The organism is Halarcobacter mediterraneus (assembly GCF_004116625.1).
GTDB classification, from domain to species: Bacteria; Campylobacterota; Campylobacteria; order Campylobacterales; family Arcobacteraceae; genus Halarcobacter; species Halarcobacter mediterraneus.
In genome coordinates this window covers 145,475-162,695 of sequence record NZ_NXIE01000003.1, presented here as the reverse complement: position 1 = coordinate 162,695, position 17,221 = coordinate 145,475, and the positions used below count along the sequence as shown (strand labels likewise).

Annotated in this window: 19 protein-coding genes; 5 read left to right on the top strand and 14 right to left on the bottom strand. The window is 26.8% G+C overall.

Features of this window, described 5'->3' with window-relative positions; all coding sequences use genetic code 11:
- Positions 1-2 precede the first annotated feature (2 nt).
- From CP965_RS08265 to CP965_RS08245, 5 genes are all read left to right on the top strand, one after another.
- Entirely contained in the window at positions 3-947 is a 945-nt protein-coding gene (locus CP965_RS08265) for a hypothetical protein (protein WP_129061620.1), read from the top strand.
- Positions 948-1,056: 109 nt separating this feature from the next.
- Complete coding sequence (locus tag CP965_RS08260; protein WP_228712696.1) at positions 1,057-2,007, top strand: dialkylrecorsinol condensing enzyme; 951 nt, start codon at positions 1,057-1,059, stop codon at positions 2,005-2,007.
- Between the two features lies 1 nt (position 2,008).
- Positions 2,009-3,148, top strand: coding sequence for a beta-ketoacyl-ACP synthase III (locus tag CP965_RS08255; RefSeq protein ID WP_129061619.1), 1,140 nt, complete (start codon positions 2,009-2,011; stop codon positions 3,146-3,148).
- Positions 3,148-3,543, top strand: a complete 396-nt coding sequence (locus tag CP965_RS08250) for a hypothetical protein (protein ID WP_129061618.1) — start codon at positions 3,148-3,150, stop codon at positions 3,541-3,543. Before CP965_RS08255 ends, CP965_RS08250 begins: the two co-directional genes overlap by 1 nt.
- A complete protein-coding gene (locus CP965_RS08245; RefSeq protein ID WP_129061617.1) occupies positions 3,540-4,532 on the top strand; it encodes a BtrH N-terminal domain-containing protein in 993 nt (330 codons plus the stop codon). The genes CP965_RS08250 and CP965_RS08245 overlap by 4 nt, the downstream gene beginning before the upstream one ends.
- Before the next feature lie 3 nt (positions 4,533-4,535).
- Here CP965_RS08245 and CP965_RS08240 read toward each other — a convergent pair whose 3' ends face one another.
- Genes CP965_RS08240 through CP965_RS08175 form a run of 14 tightly spaced genes read right to left on the bottom strand, consistent with a single transcriptional unit; the run spans position 4,536 to position 17,220 of the window.
- Positions 4,536-5,366: a hypothetical protein gene (locus CP965_RS08240; protein WP_129061616.1), complete on the bottom strand. Its 831-nt coding sequence runs from the start codon at positions 5,364-5,366 to the stop codon at positions 4,536-4,538.
- 1 nt (position 5,367) lies between these two features.
- Complete coding sequence (locus CP965_RS08235) at positions 5,368-6,516, bottom strand: beta-ketoacyl synthase N-terminal-like domain-containing protein (RefSeq protein ID WP_129061615.1); 1,149 nt, start codon at positions 6,514-6,516, stop codon at positions 5,368-5,370.
- Positions 6,517-6,518: 2 nt separating this feature from the next.
- On the bottom strand, positions 6,519-6,785 hold the full coding sequence (locus CP965_RS08230) for a phosphopantetheine-binding protein (protein ID WP_129061614.1): 267 nt from the start codon (positions 6,783-6,785) through the stop codon (positions 6,519-6,521).
- 1 nt (position 6,786) lies between these two features.
- Positions 6,787-7,947: an ABC transporter permease gene (locus CP965_RS08225; RefSeq protein ID WP_129061613.1), complete on the bottom strand. Its 1,161-nt coding sequence runs from the start codon at positions 7,945-7,947 to the stop codon at positions 6,787-6,789.
- Positions 7,947-8,807: an ABC transporter ATP-binding protein gene (locus tag CP965_RS08220; RefSeq protein ID WP_129061612.1), complete on the bottom strand. Its 861-nt coding sequence runs from the start codon at positions 8,805-8,807 to the stop codon at positions 7,947-7,949. The genes CP965_RS08225 and CP965_RS08220 overlap by 1 nt, the downstream gene beginning before the upstream one ends.
- Before the next feature lie 41 nt (positions 8,808-8,848).
- Positions 8,849-10,063: an AMP-binding protein gene (locus CP965_RS08215; RefSeq protein ID WP_129061611.1), complete on the bottom strand. Its 1,215-nt coding sequence runs from the start codon at positions 10,061-10,063 to the stop codon at positions 8,849-8,851.
- On the bottom strand, positions 10,053-12,122 hold the full coding sequence (locus CP965_RS08210; protein WP_129061610.1) for an MMPL family transporter: 2,070 nt from the start codon (positions 12,120-12,122) through the stop codon (positions 10,053-10,055). Before CP965_RS08210 ends, CP965_RS08215 begins: the two co-directional genes overlap by 11 nt.
- Positions 12,106-12,579, bottom strand: coding sequence for a hypothetical protein (locus CP965_RS08205; RefSeq protein ID WP_129061609.1), 474 nt, complete (start codon positions 12,577-12,579; stop codon positions 12,106-12,108). Before CP965_RS08205 ends, CP965_RS08210 begins: the two co-directional genes overlap by 17 nt.
- Positions 12,572-13,111: a hypothetical protein gene (locus tag CP965_RS08200; protein WP_129061608.1), complete on the bottom strand. Its 540-nt coding sequence runs from the start codon at positions 13,109-13,111 to the stop codon at positions 12,572-12,574. Before CP965_RS08200 ends, CP965_RS08205 begins: the two co-directional genes overlap by 8 nt.
- Positions 13,112-13,113: 2 nt before the next feature.
- The gene (gene fabG, locus CP965_RS08195; protein WP_228712695.1) at positions 13,114-13,815 is read right to left on the bottom strand and encodes a 3-oxoacyl-ACP reductase FabG; all 702 of its coding nucleotides are present in this window, start codon (positions 13,813-13,815) and stop codon (positions 13,114-13,116) included.
- 10 nt (positions 13,816-13,825) lie between these two features.
- Complete coding sequence (locus tag CP965_RS08190; RefSeq protein WP_129061607.1) at positions 13,826-15,346, bottom strand: HAL/PAL/TAL family ammonia-lyase; 1,521 nt, start codon at positions 15,344-15,346, stop codon at positions 13,826-13,828.
- Positions 15,343-16,209, bottom strand: a complete 867-nt coding sequence (locus tag CP965_RS08185) for a lysophospholipid acyltransferase family protein (protein WP_129061606.1) — start codon at positions 16,207-16,209, stop codon at positions 15,343-15,345. Before CP965_RS08185 ends, CP965_RS08190 begins: the two co-directional genes overlap by 4 nt.
- Positions 16,209-16,913 carry a glycosyltransferase family 2 protein gene (locus tag CP965_RS08180; RefSeq protein ID WP_129061907.1) on the bottom strand — a complete coding sequence of 235 codons (705 nt, stop codon included), beginning with the start codon at positions 16,911-16,913 and terminating at the stop codon, positions 16,209-16,211. The genes CP965_RS08185 and CP965_RS08180 overlap by 1 nt, the downstream gene beginning before the upstream one ends.
- Positions 16,900-17,220 (bottom strand): hotdog family protein, encoded by a 321-nt coding sequence (locus CP965_RS08175; RefSeq protein WP_129061605.1) that lies wholly within the window; start codon positions 17,218-17,220, stop codon positions 16,900-16,902. Before CP965_RS08175 ends, CP965_RS08180 begins: the two co-directional genes overlap by 14 nt.
- Position 17,221 lies beyond the last annotated feature (1 nt).

Genomic DNA, 17,221 nt, shown 5'->3' with positions numbered 1-17,221 from the left:
TAATGAAAAAAACAGTTTTAGTTACAGGAATATTATTAGTATTTATATTAATCTTATCAGGTTGTAAAACAGCAGCAATTCATAATATTGATAATACAGATTATATAAATGACAAAAAAGTTAATACAAAAAAAGTTGAAAATGCAATAGTAAAAGCTGCAATGAAAAGAGGATGGGGTACTAAAAAAATTAAAACAGGTTTAATTGAAGCAAAAAATAATGTAAGAGGAAAACATTTAGTTATTGTAAATATAAATTATAATAGTAAGGGATATAAAATTTCATATAAAGATAGTAGAAATATGAAATATGATGCAGGTTCTAATACTATTCACAAAAATTACAATAAATGGATAGGTAATTTAGAAAAAGATATTAACTATGAGTTATTCCAAATAGGAGATGTTGGTCCTACTTCAAGAGAAGTGCTTAACATAAAACCTAAAAAGAAAGAAGAAAATGAAAATTACTCTAAATCAAATAGTTCAGAAATAAATGGAAAAATAATATATTTAAAAAGAATGACCCCTTTCTCTACAAATAGCAGAGTTGCCACAAATATAAAAACTGAGTGTACTATCAATGAACAACTTGCTAGTTTTATTAAACAATATGCTTTAGAACAAGGTTTAAAAGTAGAATATAAAGACAATCCTTCTTCAAAGGATTTATTTTTAGATGTAAAAATTACTGAAGCAGTAAGTCAAGGAGGAGCATTTAGAGGACATAGCAAATTCGTAATTATTGAGGGAAAATTAGTAAAAGGGAATAAAAAGTATGGTTCTTTTAAAGCAGCAAGAGTTTCAGGTGGAGGTTTTTGGGGTGCTTATAAAAGTTCTTGTTCAGTATTAGGAAGAACTGTGAAAGCTTTAGGAAATGATGTTTCAATTTGGCTATATAGTCCAATAGATAATGCAAGATTAGGTGATACAGATTTACTTAGATAATTATCAAGAATATAGAGGAACTTTTTTAGTTTCGCTATATTTATCTAATTGAATTATTTATTAAATAATTCTTTGATATAATATAATATTATATATAGTAGGTTTTATTTTGAATATTAAAAAAGTATTAGTTATATCATACTCTCAGACTGGACAATTAACACAATTAACAGACTCAGTTTTAGCCCCTTTAGAGGCAGATACAAATGTAGAAGTGGTTTATAAAAAAATTGAACCATTAAAACCATATCCTTTTCCATGGGATTTTATGACTTTTATGGATTGTTTTCCAGAATCAATATATTTAGACCCTCCAGAAATTAAAGAGATAGAAGATGATGACAATGATTATGATTTGGTGATTTTACCTTATCAAGTATGGTTCTTATCTCCATCTTTACCAATAACAGCTTTTTTAAAAAGTGATTATGCAAAAAGAAAGTTAAAAGGTAAGCCAGTTATTACTTTAATTGGTTGTAGAAATATGTGGGTTATGGCACAAGAAAAATTAAAACAAATGCTTAGTGATGTTGAAGCAAAACTTATAGATAATATAGTTTTAATTGACCAAGGAAACTCTTTTGCAACTTTTGTTACAACTCCAAGATGGATGTTAACAGGGAAAAGAGACTCCTTATGGGGAATTTTTCCAGAGGCTGGTATTTCAAAACAAGATATAAAAGAAGCTTCAAGATTTGGTAAAGCAATAAGTCATGCTTTAGCAAATGATGAAGAGAAAAAACAAGAATCTATTTGCCATGGATTAAATGCAGTTATAATAGATGAAAAACTAATAAAAAGTGAACAAATAGCAACTAAAAGTTTTATGATTTGGGGAAAACTTATTAGAAAAGTTGGAAAACAAGGGGACCCTAAAAGAAAGCCTATAGTAATGCTTTATGTGTTTTTTTTACTTTTAATTATTTTAACAATTGTTCCAATTAATATGTTGGTTCAAACAATAATTAGAAAAGTTAATAAAGAGAAAATTTTAAAACAAAAAGAAGTATTTGAAGCACCCTCTGGAAGTGCAAAAGATAGAATGAAGGATTTTTTATAAAATGAACAGTGTTTATATAAACAATATACAAAAATTTATGCCAAATAAACCAGTATTAAATGATGAAATGGAAGAATATTTAGGTTATATAGGTGGAAAGAAATCAAAAGCTAAAAAAATAGTACTTAGAAGTAATGGAATAAAAAGAAGATTTTATGTACTAGAAAAAAATAGTTTAAAACCTCTTTTTACAAATGCACAAATTACTGCTAATGCTATAAAAAAATTAGAAAATGATGATTTTAACTTAGAAAAGTTAGAAGCTTTATCTTGTGGAACAACTTCGGCTGATCAATTAATGCCTGGACATACTCTTATGGTACAAGGGGAGTTAGGAATAAATGAAATCGAGACTTTAAGTGCTTCAGGTATTTGTTTAAGTGGAATAAATGCCTTAAAATACATCTATTATGGAATAAAAGCAGGTGAACTAACAAATGGTATTTCAACTGGTTCAGAAACTTCATCAATGATATTAAATTCAAATAATTTTAAAGAAGAATCTAATTATAAAGAGTTAGAAAAAAATCCAGGAATTGAGTTTGAAAAAGATTTTTTAAGATGGATGTTATCTGATGGTGCTGGAGCAATGCTTTTAGAAAACAAACCAAATGAAAAAGGTCTGTCATTAGAAGTAAAATGGATTGATATTTTATCTTATGCAGGTGAAATGCCAACTTGTATGTATAGTGGTTGTGAATTTGATGAAAATCACAATATCACACCGTGGAGAGCTTTAGAACAGCAAGAAGTTATGAGTAAATCTCTTTTATCAATAAAACAAAACGTAAAACTTTTAAATGAAAATATTATTGAATATACTGTAACAAAACCTATTCAAAAGATATTAGAAAAAAGAGATTTAAAAGAAGAAGATATTGCTTACTTTGTTCCCCATTATTCCTCAACTTTTTTTAGAGAAAAAGTATATGAAGGAATGAAAAAAGGTGGTTTAGAAATTCCTTTTGAAAAATGGTTTACAAATCTTACAGAGTTTGGAAATACAGGTTCTGCATCAATTTATATTATGCTTGAAGAGTTGTTTAACTCAAATAAATTAAAAAAAGGTCAGAAACTTCTTTGTTATATTCCTGAAAGTGGAAGATTCTCAACGGCCTTTATGTATTTAGAAGTTGTTTAATGCAAAAGATAGAAGTTCCAAAAGAGGAGAATAAGATATTAGAAGGACATCAAAAAGTGATGTATTCTACAGATGAGAAGGGTGATTTTCAAAGAATTAATTATGGAAGTTCTGTTGAGGAATTTGCTACACAAGTTGCAGTAGAAGAGTATGAAGTTTTAAAAGTAGAGAGCTTAGAGAATATAAAAAAAGGTCTTAGTTCTCCTATTGAATACTTTATGTTTGAAAATAGAATGGATTTACCAACACTAGCAAGTGTTGTAGAAATGTTTCAATTTAGAGTGAAAAGACATCTAAAAATGAAACATTTCAAAAAACTAAATGATAAGATTTTATCAAAATATGCCCAAGCGTTTAATATCAAAATAGAAGAGTTAAAGGATTTTAAAGTATGAGTGAAAAGTTTGAACATTTACAATTTGCACACTGTGAAAGTGGAGTTGTTTCGACTTTATTAACTCATTATGGGTTAAAGCTTAGTGAGCCAATGGTTTTTGGTCTTACTAGCTCTTTATCTTTTGTATTTCTTCCAATAATAAAACTTAATAATATGCCTTTAATAGCATATAGAGAACTTCCAAAAAATATAATTAACAAGGTATCAAAAGTTTTAGGTGTAGAGATTGTAAAAAAAACATATAAAAGTGAAGATGATGCAAATAGTGATTTGACTAAATTTGTGGAAGACAATCAATTAGTTGGTCTTCAAACATCAGTTTTTTATCTTCCATATTTTCCAAAGGATATGAGATTCCACTTTAATGCTCATAATCTATTAGTTTATGGAAAAGAGGGAAAAGATTATAAAATATCTGACCCTGTTTTTGAAGAAGCTGTTTTATGTGATGAACAAGAGCTTACAAGAGCAAGATTTGCAAAGGGAGTATTTGCACCAAAAGGTTTTATGTATTATCCTAAAAATATTCCAAATAATCTTGATTTTGAATCGATTGTTAAAAAAGCAATAAAGAAAAATGCTAAATCAATGTTAACTCCTTTTCCTTATGCAGGAGTAAAAGGAATGAGAACATTAGCAAAGAAAATCTCAAAACTAAATCCTACTTCTGACCCTAGATATTTAAAAAACTATTTGACTCATATTGTTAGAATGCAAGAAGAAATAGGAACTGGAGGCGGAGGCTTTAGGTTCTTATATGCGGCATTTTTAAAAGAAGTAAAAAAGTATGATTTAGATAATGAGTTATTAGAGGAAGCATCTTCTTTACTTGTAAAATCAGGAAATACTTTAAGAGAGTTTGCTTTACTTTGTGTAGAGTCTAGTAAAAAAATTGATAAATTTGATCCAAATAAAATTGCTGAAAAATTAGTAGAAGCTTCAACTTATGAAGAAAAGGCTTTCAAACTATTAAAGAAAGTACAATAGAACTTAAATTTTAAGTTCTATTGTTATGAAGTTATTATTAACATCTTTTGCAATATAAAGGTGTTCACCTTTATACTCAAGTAATTCTAAAACTCTTAACGCTCCTTCACATCCAAAGAAATCCTTTTGGTCAATAACTTTTTTACTATCAAACTTAGAAGTAATAGTTTCATCATTTTGTGCAAACTGATTAAAAGATATTTTCGTATAAGAGTCTTTAATACTGTCTATTAACTCTTTACTTGAACTAAACTCTTGGATGTTTGTAATTTTTCCCAAAGAGTTAGACTTATCATTGTTTAAATATAACCAACAACTTCCATCTTTTGAAGCTTGATTATTTGCAAAACTTACATACTTTTCATAATCTTTTACTTCATCTAAGGATTCATCAACTGCTCCAATTAAGATATCTGATATCTCATCTATTTCAAGTTCAAACTGTGCAAGTTGTAAGGATTTTTCAAATGACAAGTATTGAGAAGTTAAAAGCATGTTTTTACCCTTTGCATTTAAAGCTTGGGAAACATAAAAGCTAACATTGTTGCTATTTACATTTAAAAAATCAAAAGGCATTACAATATTGTTTTCTTCATTTATTGTTTGCATTAGTTTATAAACATCATTAATAGGCCCATATTCACTTGCAATATAAATCCCAAGGTTTTGTCCAAGGTTAATATCTTTTGTAGCTCTTAGCGCTCCTAGGACTGCTAAGATATTAAACTTACTTGATCTTCTAAGATTTATCTTTGAAATCTCTTTTAGCTCTTTTCTATACTCTTTAACACTTGTGTTTGAATTGATAAGTTTATAAGTAGAGTGAATATACATATCAATCCTTGTTGCTTAAAATAATTGAACTATTATTTCCACCAAAGGCAACATAGTTTAATAAAATAGTTTGTTTATTTTCACAAGTTTTATTTTCTAAAATTGGAGTAAAGGCTAAGTTTTCAATTGGCTCTTCAAAGCCAAAAGTTGCAGGAAGAAAACTATTTTTAATAGCTTCAATCATTAAGACAATTTCATTTGTACCACAAGCACCTAAAGTATGTCCTAAAATAGGTTTTAAAGCAGTAACTTGCGTGCTTTCTTTATAAGTATCAAATAGTTGTGCTAAAGCTTTTGCTTCAGAAGAGTTATTATTTTCACTTCCTGTAGCATGAGCTTTTATACAATCTAAATCTTTTACTTGTAAGTTTGCAGCATTTAAAGCACTATTCATAGCTTCAAAAATAGGAGTTCCTGTAGGATCACTTGTAGTTTCAGAGTAATTATCACAAATATTTGAAGAAGAGATATATTTAAAATTATCTTCTTCTTTTTTTTCATTTTCTAAAATAACAGCTGAACAACCTTCTCCTAAGATAATACCATCACTATTTTTATCAAAAGGTCTATATATTTTTGATTGAGAAAGAAGCATTAAAGAAGAAAAACCACCAAACGTAGATTTATTAAAAAGCTCAAAGCCAATAACTATAGCTTTTTTTATTTTTTTTCTTTCAATCATTTTAGCTGCATATGCTAATGCATTTACACTTGAAGTACAAGCTGTTGAAAAAAGAGTTGCTTTATGTTTTGAATTTAATATTTTTTCTATATATTGACCAATTGCACCATAGCCAATACTTTTGAATTCTAGGTCACTAGCATCTTTGTCAAAGTTTTCTTTAAATTCTTCATTTGTTCCCATTTCCATTGATGTGGAACCAAAAAAAATATGTAAATCTTCTTGCTCTTCTTTTGAAATTTTTGCCTCTTTTAATGCATCAGAAATTATTTTTTCAAGGATTTTATGAAATCTTTTATTTTGGGAATAATTATAATTATATATTTTATAGAAAGTTTTTTCTTTTAAAATCTCTTTTAAATTTTCTTGATATCTTTTAGGGGAGATGTTTTTTAAATTGGAAATAATATCTTGTTTATTATCTGCAATATTGCAAACTAATGAGCTACCTGTAATATATGCGTTCAATGTTATTCCGGTTGTATATGGTCTGCTAAAGTATTTATTGACGCCATAATTTTTCTAAGTTTTTTACTATCATTTGCATCAACTCCATATTTTTTATGTAAAGCCATAGATATTTGTAAGGCATCCATTGAGTCAAGTTCTAATTCTGTGTCTGAACCAAATAGTACTTCATTATCACTTATATCTTCTGGCTCAATATCTTTATCGCACTCTTCAATAATTAATTCTTTTAATTCTAGTTTTAACTTCTCATCTTTAGAACCTATCAATTTATCTCCTCTTTTTTAGTAAAATATATGCTAATAGTAAACAGATTATAGCAAAAGTTATCATGTTATAAACATAAGTAGAAATGTCATTAAAACTTCCACCTCTAACAAATACTTCTAAGAAGCTCTCTAATCCCCAAGACATTGGAGAGTATTCTGAAAAGTCTTGCATAAATTTTGGCATTACAAATTTTGGAACCATGATTCCACCAATTGCTGCTAGAATAATATTTGAAACACCACCGATAGTTGTTGCTTCTTCTGTTGTTTTAGCTATGTTTGCAATTAAAAGTGCAAAAGAGATAGAAGCAAAACTAACAGCAGATGAAACTAAGAAAATCAAAGGAATACTTCCTTGTATAACTAGGGAATCTCCACCTAGTAGTGGAACAATGTACATACCAACAAGTATCATAAATACTACTTGTACTTGATTTATAAAATAGTATGGAACAATTTTTCCTAATAAAATAGGAAAGAGTGAAACATTTATACTTCTAATTCTATCAATTGTTCCAAAGGCTTTTTCGTTTATAAAAGTATTTGATATAGGAATTAATATAAAAAACATAGAGAAGACAAGCCATGCAGGAACACTTTGCTGCACTGATGTTGGTTTTACTTCAAAGCCATCTTTTTTATAGATATATGAGTTTTGTATTTTAGACTCAAAATCAAGTACATTTTTTGTATCTATTTTTTGAGCAAGCATTAAATCTTCTAAGATAAGTTTTGTACTTGCACTTGAAATAACTTTTTTAAGAATCTCTATTTTTTGTAAAGAGCTATCTGGTTTAGTATAAATAGATACTTTAAAGTTTTTATCATTTAGTTTTATTCTTTCAATATAGTTTCTTTGAATATCTATTATAAAATCATAGTTTTCTTTATATAGAATCTCTTTATTATCTTTTACTTTTAGAAAGTTAGCATCGAAGAAGTTGTTTTCATTGATACTTTCAATCATCGTTTTGATGGACTTGTTGTTTTTAGAGCTTGTAATAGCAACTTTTAAAGGTGTATCTACACTATTTGAATAACTATTTTTTAAAGCCAATGACATAATTAAAATAAAAATAACAGGCATTACAAATAATACTAATAAAGCATGTAAATCTCTAAAGATAAGTGTAAACTCTTTTTTTAGTAAATATTTAAACATTAGTCTCTTAAATCCTGTTTTGTTAAATTTAAAAACATATCTTCAAGATTTTTATATCCAAAATCAATATTTTCTATTCTTTTATTCTCTTTTTCTAATTTTGCAATCATCTTAGTAAAGTTATCAAAACCATCTTTTGTATCAACTTCTATAACTTCATCTAAAAGTTTTATTTTTATAATTGAATTCTTATGTAGCAAATTCTCTTTTTTCTCTTGTAAAATGATTTTTGACTTATCTAAAATAGCTATTTCATCACATAAAAATTCTACTTCTTCCATATAGTGGGAAGTATAAATAATAGTAGTTTTCTCTTTTTCATTGATTTTTTTAATAACATTTAAAATATATTTTCTTGATTGTGGATCAATTCCAACTGTTGGCTCATCTAGGTATAAAATTTTTGGACTATTTAATAAACCAATAGCAATATTCAATCTTCTTTTTAAGCCACCTGAAAAAGTGTGGGCTTGTTTATTTATATATTTTTCTAAAGAAGTTACTTCAATACAGTATTCAATTCTTTTTTTTAGGGCTTCTTTTCTTAGTCCATAAAGACTTCCAAAAAACTCTAAGTTTTCAAAGGCAGTTAGTTTTGGATAAAATGCATAAGTTTGAGGAACAATACTACAAATAGATTTTATTTTGTTTTCTTCTTTATCTAAATCCATATTATCAATTAAAGCTGTTCCTGAATCCTTTGGAACTAAAAAGTTTAATATAGATACTAAAGTGGTTTTTCCTGCTCCATTTGGACCTAATAAACCAAATAAAGAGCCTTGCTTTATTTCTAAATTTAGATTATCTAAAACAAGATTTCCCTTATAGGATTTACATAGATTTTTTATAACTATTGACATTAAATATCTTTTCCCCGTATTTTGCGAAGTATAGCAAACTATTAGTTTATTTTCAACTTTTTACCAACACTTGAAATTGGTATTTTGTCCACATGCTTTAGTGTCAGTGAAAACTTTAGATTAGAAAGTTTACTTTGTAAAATCTTTTTTATCTCTCTTCCTGTGAACTCTTTAGTACTTTCTAGTGTAATATCTAAAACTTCACCCCTTAAAGAATTATTATCAGAACTTACAAAAACTAAGGCTTTGTTTATCTCTTTTTCCTCTTCTAAAATATTTTCTATTTGAATAGTAGAGTATCTTTTCCCTGCAATTTTCAAAATCTGTGAGCTTCTACCTACAAGTTTAAACTTCTCATTCTCTTTTTCAATATAATCAAAAGTTTGCATAACTCCATTTATATCTTTAAAACTATTTTCATAAATAGTTGTTGAAACAAAAGGTGAAATGACTTTTAATTCATTTTGCTCATTTGTTTGAATTTCAACTTTAGGCATAGCAGTCCATAAAATTTCATCATTTAGTTTATAAGCAATTCCACCTGTTTCAGTTGAACCAAAAATTTGCATAACATCTGTATTAAACTTTTCACTAAACTCTTTTGCATTTTGTGAATCAAGTGGTCCTGTTGAACTAACAAAGGTAGCTTTTGATAAATCTTTTTCTTGTGAGATTTTATTTAAAGCTTTTATATAAAGTGGAGTAGTTACAACTAAACTATTATCATCAATTAAATTTAGTAAATCATTTGGTAAAAAGTGTTCTTTTAAAATAATATCAATATCATTTAAAAGTGGATATAAAAGACCAAATAACATTCCATAAATATGGATAAATGGCACAGTTAGAATGACTTTTTTTATCTCTCTTTTCTCAAATAGTTTTGTTAAAACTTCAACTTCTTCTTCAAGATGTTTTTTTGTTTTTAAAGCACCTACTGGATTTCCAGTACTTCCACTTGTAAAAAACATCATTGAAAAATCTTTTTCATCAAAAATAGTATTTATCTTTTCATTGTGTAAAAACTCTTTAATATTTAGTTCATCAAGTTTTTCTTTTAACATCTGGTTTGTTTCATCAAATAAAATGATTTTTGAGTCATTGAAATATGCTTTGATAATATTTAAGGCATTTTGTTCTTTGGATTTTGAATTAATGTACCCTAAATGATTTTGTAAAGAACTATTTGAAAAATCTTTTTTATTTATATTGTGAGTTGTAATAGTTCCATTATCGTTATAAACTTCAATCTTCATTTGGTGACCTTTTTAAAAATATTAGTAAAAATACAATAGCTAAAACTCCAATTGTTGCAACTATTCCAATAGAGTAAAGTGAATTTATTTTGCTAAATATTAGTACTCCAAATCCTGCAAATGTACTAAGAAGGGAGTAAAGTATAGCTTTTTTTGTATTTATATCTAAGCTTTTAGAACTGTAAATAGCATAATCAATACTAATTGCTAAAATAATAAACATCATAAAAATATGTAAGATGTTAAATGCTACAAAGTTAGAGTATAAAAGAATTAAAGATAAAGGGAATAGTAAAAAAGTAAGTGCAAAAACAAATTTCTTTTTTGTAATAAATAAAAGCATTAAAATGATTAAAACTAAAGCGATAATTCCAAGTACTAAAATTTTTTGTTCTACTTTTTGTAGGGAATTTTCAAATAGAAACTTAATGCTAAGGGGTTTTACAAATTCTAGGATTTTAATTTTTTCATAATCTTTGATATCAAGGGCTAAAAATACATAGTTTTTTTCTTTGTATTTAAAGTAGTTTATTTTTATCTCTTTTAGTTTTTTAAAACTATAGTTTGGAAGCTCTTTTTCTGTATAAGCCTCTTTAAAATACTCTTTTTTAAATCCTAAATTAGAAGCTTGAAGTTCTAACTCTTTTTTTAATTCTTTAATTTTTTCACTAGTTAAAAGCTCTTTTGTCTTTTCATATTTCTTTTTTGTAATGATTAAATCAAGTGAAGAGTCTAAAGAAGGAATAGTTTGTTTGATTTTTTGATATTTTTTCATTAAATCTTTTATTGAAGTAGTTTCAATCAATAGGGCAACTTTGTTTTCTTGTTCTAACTTTTTTTGAAAGAAAAAGTTTAACTTATCAAGTTTTTCATTTTGATAATCAAGGTTCCGTAAGTTTGTATCAAAAGAGATATTAGTTAGTGAAAAGGCAATAGCTGTAAAAGAGAATAGAAGAATATAAAATCTATCAATCTTAACTTTAATATTATTTGTTTTTTTGTTTTGTTTTAATGTAAAACCAATCTTTGGATATAAAAAACTAAAATGAAGATATGAAGTAGTAAGAGATATAATTGTAAAAATAGCTATTTGCGTAATCAAAGAAAAAGAGATAAAACTAATAGCAATAAAAGCAATAATAGTTGTTAAAAAGCCAAAAAACACTTCTTTGTTAAACTCTTTCTTTTTCACATAGTGACCATGCATATAGTGGTGAAACATATAATCAATTGCAACTGTACTAATTGATAAACCAAATACTAATACAAAGATAGAAACCTCACTAAAAATAGTAGTAACAACAAGGGTAGAGATAATAGCTGAGGTAGCAAGTGTTGTTAGAGTATTTAAAAGTAAAGGAATATTTCTTAGAATAAAAATATATAGTGTTAGTAAAATCAAAAAAGCAAATATTATGATTTTGTTTACATCATCTTTTATAGCTTGGGAGTTTTCCACAAAATAGAAAATTGTACTAAAGGTTTTGATTTTTTTATATTTATTTTCTATTGTTTTTATTTTTGAATAAACTTCTTTATATTTAGCAAGACTATTTATTGTTTTATCAAAGGTATAAACTCTTATATTTTTGTTTATCTTTCCATGTCTTGTTTTTTCAAAAAGATTTAAAGGGTCTTGCTTATTTATTAAAACTGGGAAAAAAGAGTTTAGCAAAGAGTTTTGTATCTTTAATAATTCTTCTTTTATCTCTATACTTTCCAATCTTTTTTCATCTAAATTTTTTAAAAAAAGTTGATACTTTTCTTGATACTCTAATAAAGCTTTTTTATCTACAGTATTTTCTTTGTGTAAACCTTTTATATCTAAAAGCTCTTTCTCTATGTTTTTGATTTCTAGTTTAGAAAGTTTTTCAAAAGATACAAAAAGAGTTTTTGAGTCAGAGTACTTTGTGTAGGCTTGTAGGATTTGTTTATTTTGTGAATCTGGTAAAATTGATAAAATACTATTTGAAATATTTGTATAGCTATTTGATAAAAAAAGAGCTAATAGAACAATAGAAAAGATAAAGAAATTTGATAGTTTAATCAATTTGCTCAATGCTTATCCTATCATTGTTTAACATATTTATATGAAGATATTCTAATTTTTTATTCTTTTTATAGTTAATACTTTTTATATAGTTTGCAACAATACTTTTAGGTTTTAGAAATACTTCATCATTTTTTTGTTCTATTTCAAAGTATAGTTCTAAGTTTGAGATATCATCTAAATAAATAGCTTCAAGTAGAGTATAATATATCTTTTTAGGCATATCTCTATTTAAATCAATCTCTACAGTTTCATCTTTTTTCTTTATAAAAAGAGTATCTTCTTGAAATAGCAAAACTTCATCACTATTTTCATATGAAGTTTCAATAGAGTCTTCTTTAAAGTTTATATAACCAGTTTTTTTAGTACTTGTATCTAAAGCATCTATATATTTAGATTCTTCAAAATGAATAGTTTGTGCAAATATATTTATAGCAAAAAGAGTAAGAAATAGTGCTTTAATCATTTGAATCCTTTAAAAAAATAAATTTTCTATGTAAAAACTGTAATACTCCTGCAAAAATAAAAATAAAGTACCAGCCAATAGAACTATAATAAATCCAATAATCCATATTTGTATTAAAAAGAATAACAAGATGAATTATAGCATTTATTAAAGAAGTAAAAAACCAAAAAAGAGTTGACTTATGAATATACTCTTCTTCTTTTTTACTAAACTCTTTTTTAGAAAATTTTTTAGCAAAAAATAGAATAATAGACTTTTTATTAATATATGAAATAAACATTATTGCTGTAATAAAACTTGAAATTAAAAAGGGTATAGTTTTTAAAAGTAAGAACTCTTTTAAGAAAAAAGCCAAAATAGAGATACAAATATATAAAAGAGGATATAAATACTCTTTATAGCCTCTTTTAAAAACTATTATGAACCAAAGAGTACTTAAACAAAATATTACAAAACTTACTTTTGTAATATCAAAATATTTAAGTGATATAAATACTATTGGTGCATAAAGCAGTGAGATAATTAGGTTCATTCTTACCTAACCATTGCTCCACTGATATTTAAAACTTCACCACTTACATAAGTAGCATCATTTCCTATAAAGTAAGCACATTTTGCTACTTCTTCTGGCTTTCCAAATCTATTTAAAGGAATAGCTTTTTTTAATTCTTTACTATTTGGAATGTTCTCTATCATCTCTGATTCTATGATACCTGGAGCTATTGCATTTACTCTAATATTATATCTTCCAAGCTCAATTGCTAAAGTTTTTGTGAAAGCTATTACTCCACCTTTAGAAGCTGAGTAATTGGCTTGCCCAGCATTTCCAGAGATACCAGAAACAGAAGCTACATTTACGATACTTCCTTTTTTGTTCATCATCATATTTCTAGAGATAGTTTTTGTAACATGATACATCCCTGAAAGGTTAGTATTTATTACATCTTCCCATTGCTCATCTTCCATAAAGAAAAATAGATTGTCTTTGATAATTCCAGCATTATTTACTAAAACATCAACAGAAATATTTTCTAAAGTAGCTTTAATATCCTCTTTGTCTTGCATATTAAAAGTGATTAACTCTCCAAGTTCTATTGAGTCTAAAATAGCTTGGGCTTTCTCTTTGTTACTATTATAATGAACATATACAAAGTAACCATTATTTGCATACTCTTTTACGATAGCTTCACCAATAGAACCTGTTGCTCCTGTTACTAATACTTTTTTTATTCCCACAATAAACTCTTTATATAAATTTAGCTTCTTTTATTAATTTATTGATATTTTTTATATCAATATCCATTCTTCTATCTTCAAGTAAAGGCTCTACAATCTCTCTTGTTGCATCATAGATTTTTCTTAGGTGAGCAGATACTTGTTCCTTCCCTCTAATATCAACTGCTTGTGCCATACCAATAAAGGCAATAGAAAGCATATTGTGAAGTTCTGGCATCATTTTTGCAAAGTCATTTGCTGCAGTTGTACCCATAGATACTTTATCTTGGTTTAGTGATTCCGTTGGTCTTGAGTGAATAGAAGCTGCAGTTGTATTTTTAATAACATCGGCACTTAATGAACTAAGACTAATTTGCATAGCTTTAAATCCATGGAAAAATGGCTCTTTTGAAAGTTTTAAGTTTTCACCTAATCCTCTATTAAATTTGTGATCAACAAGTAAGGCAAACTCTTTATCAAGTAAGTCAGCTAAGTTTGCAGCACAAATTTTTAGTGTATCCATAGCGTGAGCTACATATCCACCATAGAAGTTTCCAGAAGTATAAATCTTTTGATTTTCTCCATCAATTAATGGATTGTCATTTACTGAATTGATTTCAGTCTCAACCCATTTTTTAGAAATATCAAGATTATCTCTAATTACACCAAGAACTTGTGGAGCACATCTCATAGAGTAAGTATCTTGAATATTTAAATTATTATCTGCAAAGAATTTATCATATCTATCATCTCTTCCATGAGTTAACTTTGAACCAGAAATCTTGTTTTTAATATTTTTTGCAGATGCAATTTGTCCATCAAATGGTTTTGAATCATGAACAAAATCAGCAACAGGAGTATCATCTCCTAATAAAACCTCAAACATACCAGCAACATATGATTCCATAGAGTCTAAAATAATTTCAAACTCTTCAATCGCTTTTAAAGCAATAGCACTCATGATAGTTGTTCCATTCATAATTGCTAAGGCTTCTTTAGGTTCAAAAGAGTACGGTTCTATATTAAGTTCATTATAAACTTCAATAGCAGGTTTAATTTCACCTTTATAGTAAACTTCTCTCTCTCCTGCAATAACTGCTGCAATATATGATAGTGGAGTTAAGTCACCACTTGCTCCAACTGAACCTTGACTTGGAATAACTGGAATAATATCTTTTTCAATTAACATTTCAAGTCTATGTAAGAGGTTCATAGAAACCCCAGATCTTGCTTTACTTAATGAGATAGTTCTGCAAATAACTGCATATTTACATACTTCGTAAGATAGGTTTTTACCTATTCCACAACCGTGAAATCTAAATAGATTTGTTTGAAGTTTTGCAGCATCATCATAATCTACATAGTTTTTACCACTATCTCCATATCCAGTTGTAATTCCATAAATAGGTTTACCTTGCTTGATTGTATCCATCATAAAATCATGAGTATGGTTAATAAAAGTTATAAACTTTTCATCATTTGAGATCTCAACGCTAGATGCATTCACAATCTCTTTAAGACTAATATGTCTCTTGTCAATTATTAATTTCATTTGTCCTCCCAGAAATCGTAAAAATTGAACCATTGTAAAGGGTGTTCTTTTAAAGTTTTCTCTAATAGTTTTACATACCTTTGCATAGCCTCTTCTACAGCTTCATTTTCCTTTTTATTGGTATTTATATTAATTCTTTCAAATATCATTTCGTAAGTTTTTTTCTTTTTTAAAACAACAAAAAGTGCAATAATAGGTTTTTTTGTTTTATATGCAATAAGAAATGGATTTTTATTAAAGTTTGCATCTTTTTTAAAGAAAGAGATTTTGTGTAGGTGTTTTTTGTTTATAGCTCTATCACCCATTAAAGCAACAGCTTCATTATTTAGTAAAGCATTTCCAATTGAAATTGATGTAGCAATATCACCCTTTGACAGGTCGATGATGTTTACATTTTTATCATTTTTTTTATCTATAACTTGTTCAAATTCACTTGCATTTTTTATCATAGCTTCATTCATAATTATATTTATTTTAATATTGTCATCTTTAAAATAATTACTTGCTGTTGCCCAACCACCAAAATGGTTTGATAGAAGAATAGAACCATTTTTTAACTCATTTAGTAGTTCATTTCTATTTTGGTTTATGAAGTTATATATTTCTGGGTTTGCCTTTGAGATAAATCTATCAGAGGTAGCTAGGGCATAGTTAAATAGGTGTTTAAAATATTTTTTATTTGAAAACTCTTCACCAATATTTTTATAGTATTGCTTTAAAGATTTCCTTACATTTGAAGCAAATAAAAAGTAATATAAAACAACAAAATACAAAGAGAAATAAACACTTCCATATCCAAATATTTTATAAAATGAATATAGAGTTTTTACAATAGGTCCACCAACTCTTTGCTTTGTTGCCATTAAAGAATACCTTTTAATAAAAATATCTTTTGTAAAAAAAGTTTTAGATGTAAAAGTGTAATATTTATTGTGTCATTATAATTATCAAAGTGACTTACTCTTTCTTCAGGAGTCGGATAATAGCATTCAATTATTGTATCAGTAATGTTTTTGTGTTTCCAATAATGTTTTACTAAAACTTCAACCTCAAAGTTAAATCTTCTTGTTTTGATATTTAAATCAAGTATTGAAACAGGATAAAGTCTAAAACCAGTTAGAGAATCATTTATAGGATAACCACTATTTAATCTAATCCAAAAGTTGTGAAAGATTCTTCCTATTTTTGACTTTTGTGGAACATTGTCTATTTCAAAATTTCTAGCACCCATAACAATTTGGTTTTTACTATTTATGCAGGCTTTTAGTTTTGCTATTTCTGAAGCAAGATGTTGACCATCTCCATCCATACTTATAAAATACTCATATCCAAGCTCTTTTGCTTTTTTTGCACCTGTAAGAATAGCTTGACCCTTACCTTGGTTTTGTTCATGTCTTAAAACAGTAACATCTTCATTTTTTTCAATTAAACAAGAAACTTTAATATCTGAACCATCATCTACAACGATTACTTTGTAGTTGTGATTTAAAATATCTTTTATTACATTTGAGATTGTTTTTGGATTGTTGAAAGTAGGAACAACTATGATAATATCATTTTTGTACAATGGAGAACTCACTACATTTTTTATTTTCTTTTTCGACTTTTACATTAAAAGTTTTATCTTTTATCTTTACAAAATAAGTAACTTTATCTTTTGGAAGAATTGCTTGTAAAAATTTAGCTTTTTTTATTTCTATAACTTTGATTGATAAAATTTCACTTATGATATCTATTTGAAGAAATCCTGGAAGTAAACTATTATCAGGAAAGTGAGCTTTGAAAATTTCATGACTTTTGTCTGCAAATAATACTTCTATTTCAGTATAGTCATTCTCTTTTTTTAGAACATTAAAACTATATAAATTGTTCAAT

What these genes read in the sequence shown, in the direction of transcription:
- CP965_RS08265 (WP_129061620.1), top strand. Translation starts at nt 3, where the DNA reads ATGAAAAAAACAGTTTTAGTTACAGGAATATTATTAGTATTTATATTA.
- CP965_RS08255 (WP_129061619.1), top strand. Translation starts at nt 2,009, where the DNA reads ATGAACAGTGTTTATATAAACAATATACAAAAATTTATGCCAAATAAA.
- CP965_RS08250 (WP_129061618.1), top strand. Translation starts at nt 3,148, where the DNA reads ATGCAAAAGATAGAAGTTCCAAAAGAGGAGAATAAGATATTAGAAGGA.
- CP965_RS08245 (WP_129061617.1), top strand. Translation starts at nt 3,540, where the DNA reads ATGAGTGAAAAGTTTGAACATTTACAATTTGCACACTGTGAAAGTGGA.
- CP965_RS08240 (WP_129061616.1), bottom strand. Translation starts at nt 5,366, where the DNA reads ATGTATATTCACTCTACTTATAAACTTATCAATTCAAACACAAGTGTT.
- CP965_RS08225 (WP_129061613.1), bottom strand. Translation starts at nt 7,947, where the DNA reads ATGTTTAAATATTTACTAAAAAAAGAGTTTACACTTATCTTTAGAGAT.
- CP965_RS08220 (WP_129061612.1), bottom strand. Translation starts at nt 8,807, where the DNA reads ATGTCAATAGTTATAAAAAATCTATGTAAATCCTATAAGGGAAATCTT.
- CP965_RS08215 (WP_129061611.1), bottom strand. Translation starts at nt 10,063, where the DNA reads ATGAAGATTGAAGTTTATAACGATAATGGAACTATTACAACTCACAAT.
- CP965_RS08205 (WP_129061609.1), bottom strand. Translation starts at nt 12,579, where the DNA reads ATGATTAAAGCACTATTTCTTACTCTTTTTGCTATAAATATATTTGCA.
- CP965_RS08200 (WP_129061608.1), bottom strand. Translation starts at nt 13,111, where the DNA reads ATGAACCTAATTATCTCACTGCTTTATGCACCAATAGTATTTATATCA.
- CP965_RS08190 (WP_129061607.1), bottom strand. Translation starts at nt 15,346, where the DNA reads ATGAAATTAATAATTGACAAGAGACATATTAGTCTTAAAGAGATTGTG.
- CP965_RS08185 (WP_129061606.1), bottom strand. Translation starts at nt 16,209, where the DNA reads ATGGCAACAAAGCAAAGAGTTGGTGGACCTATTGTAAAAACTCTATAT.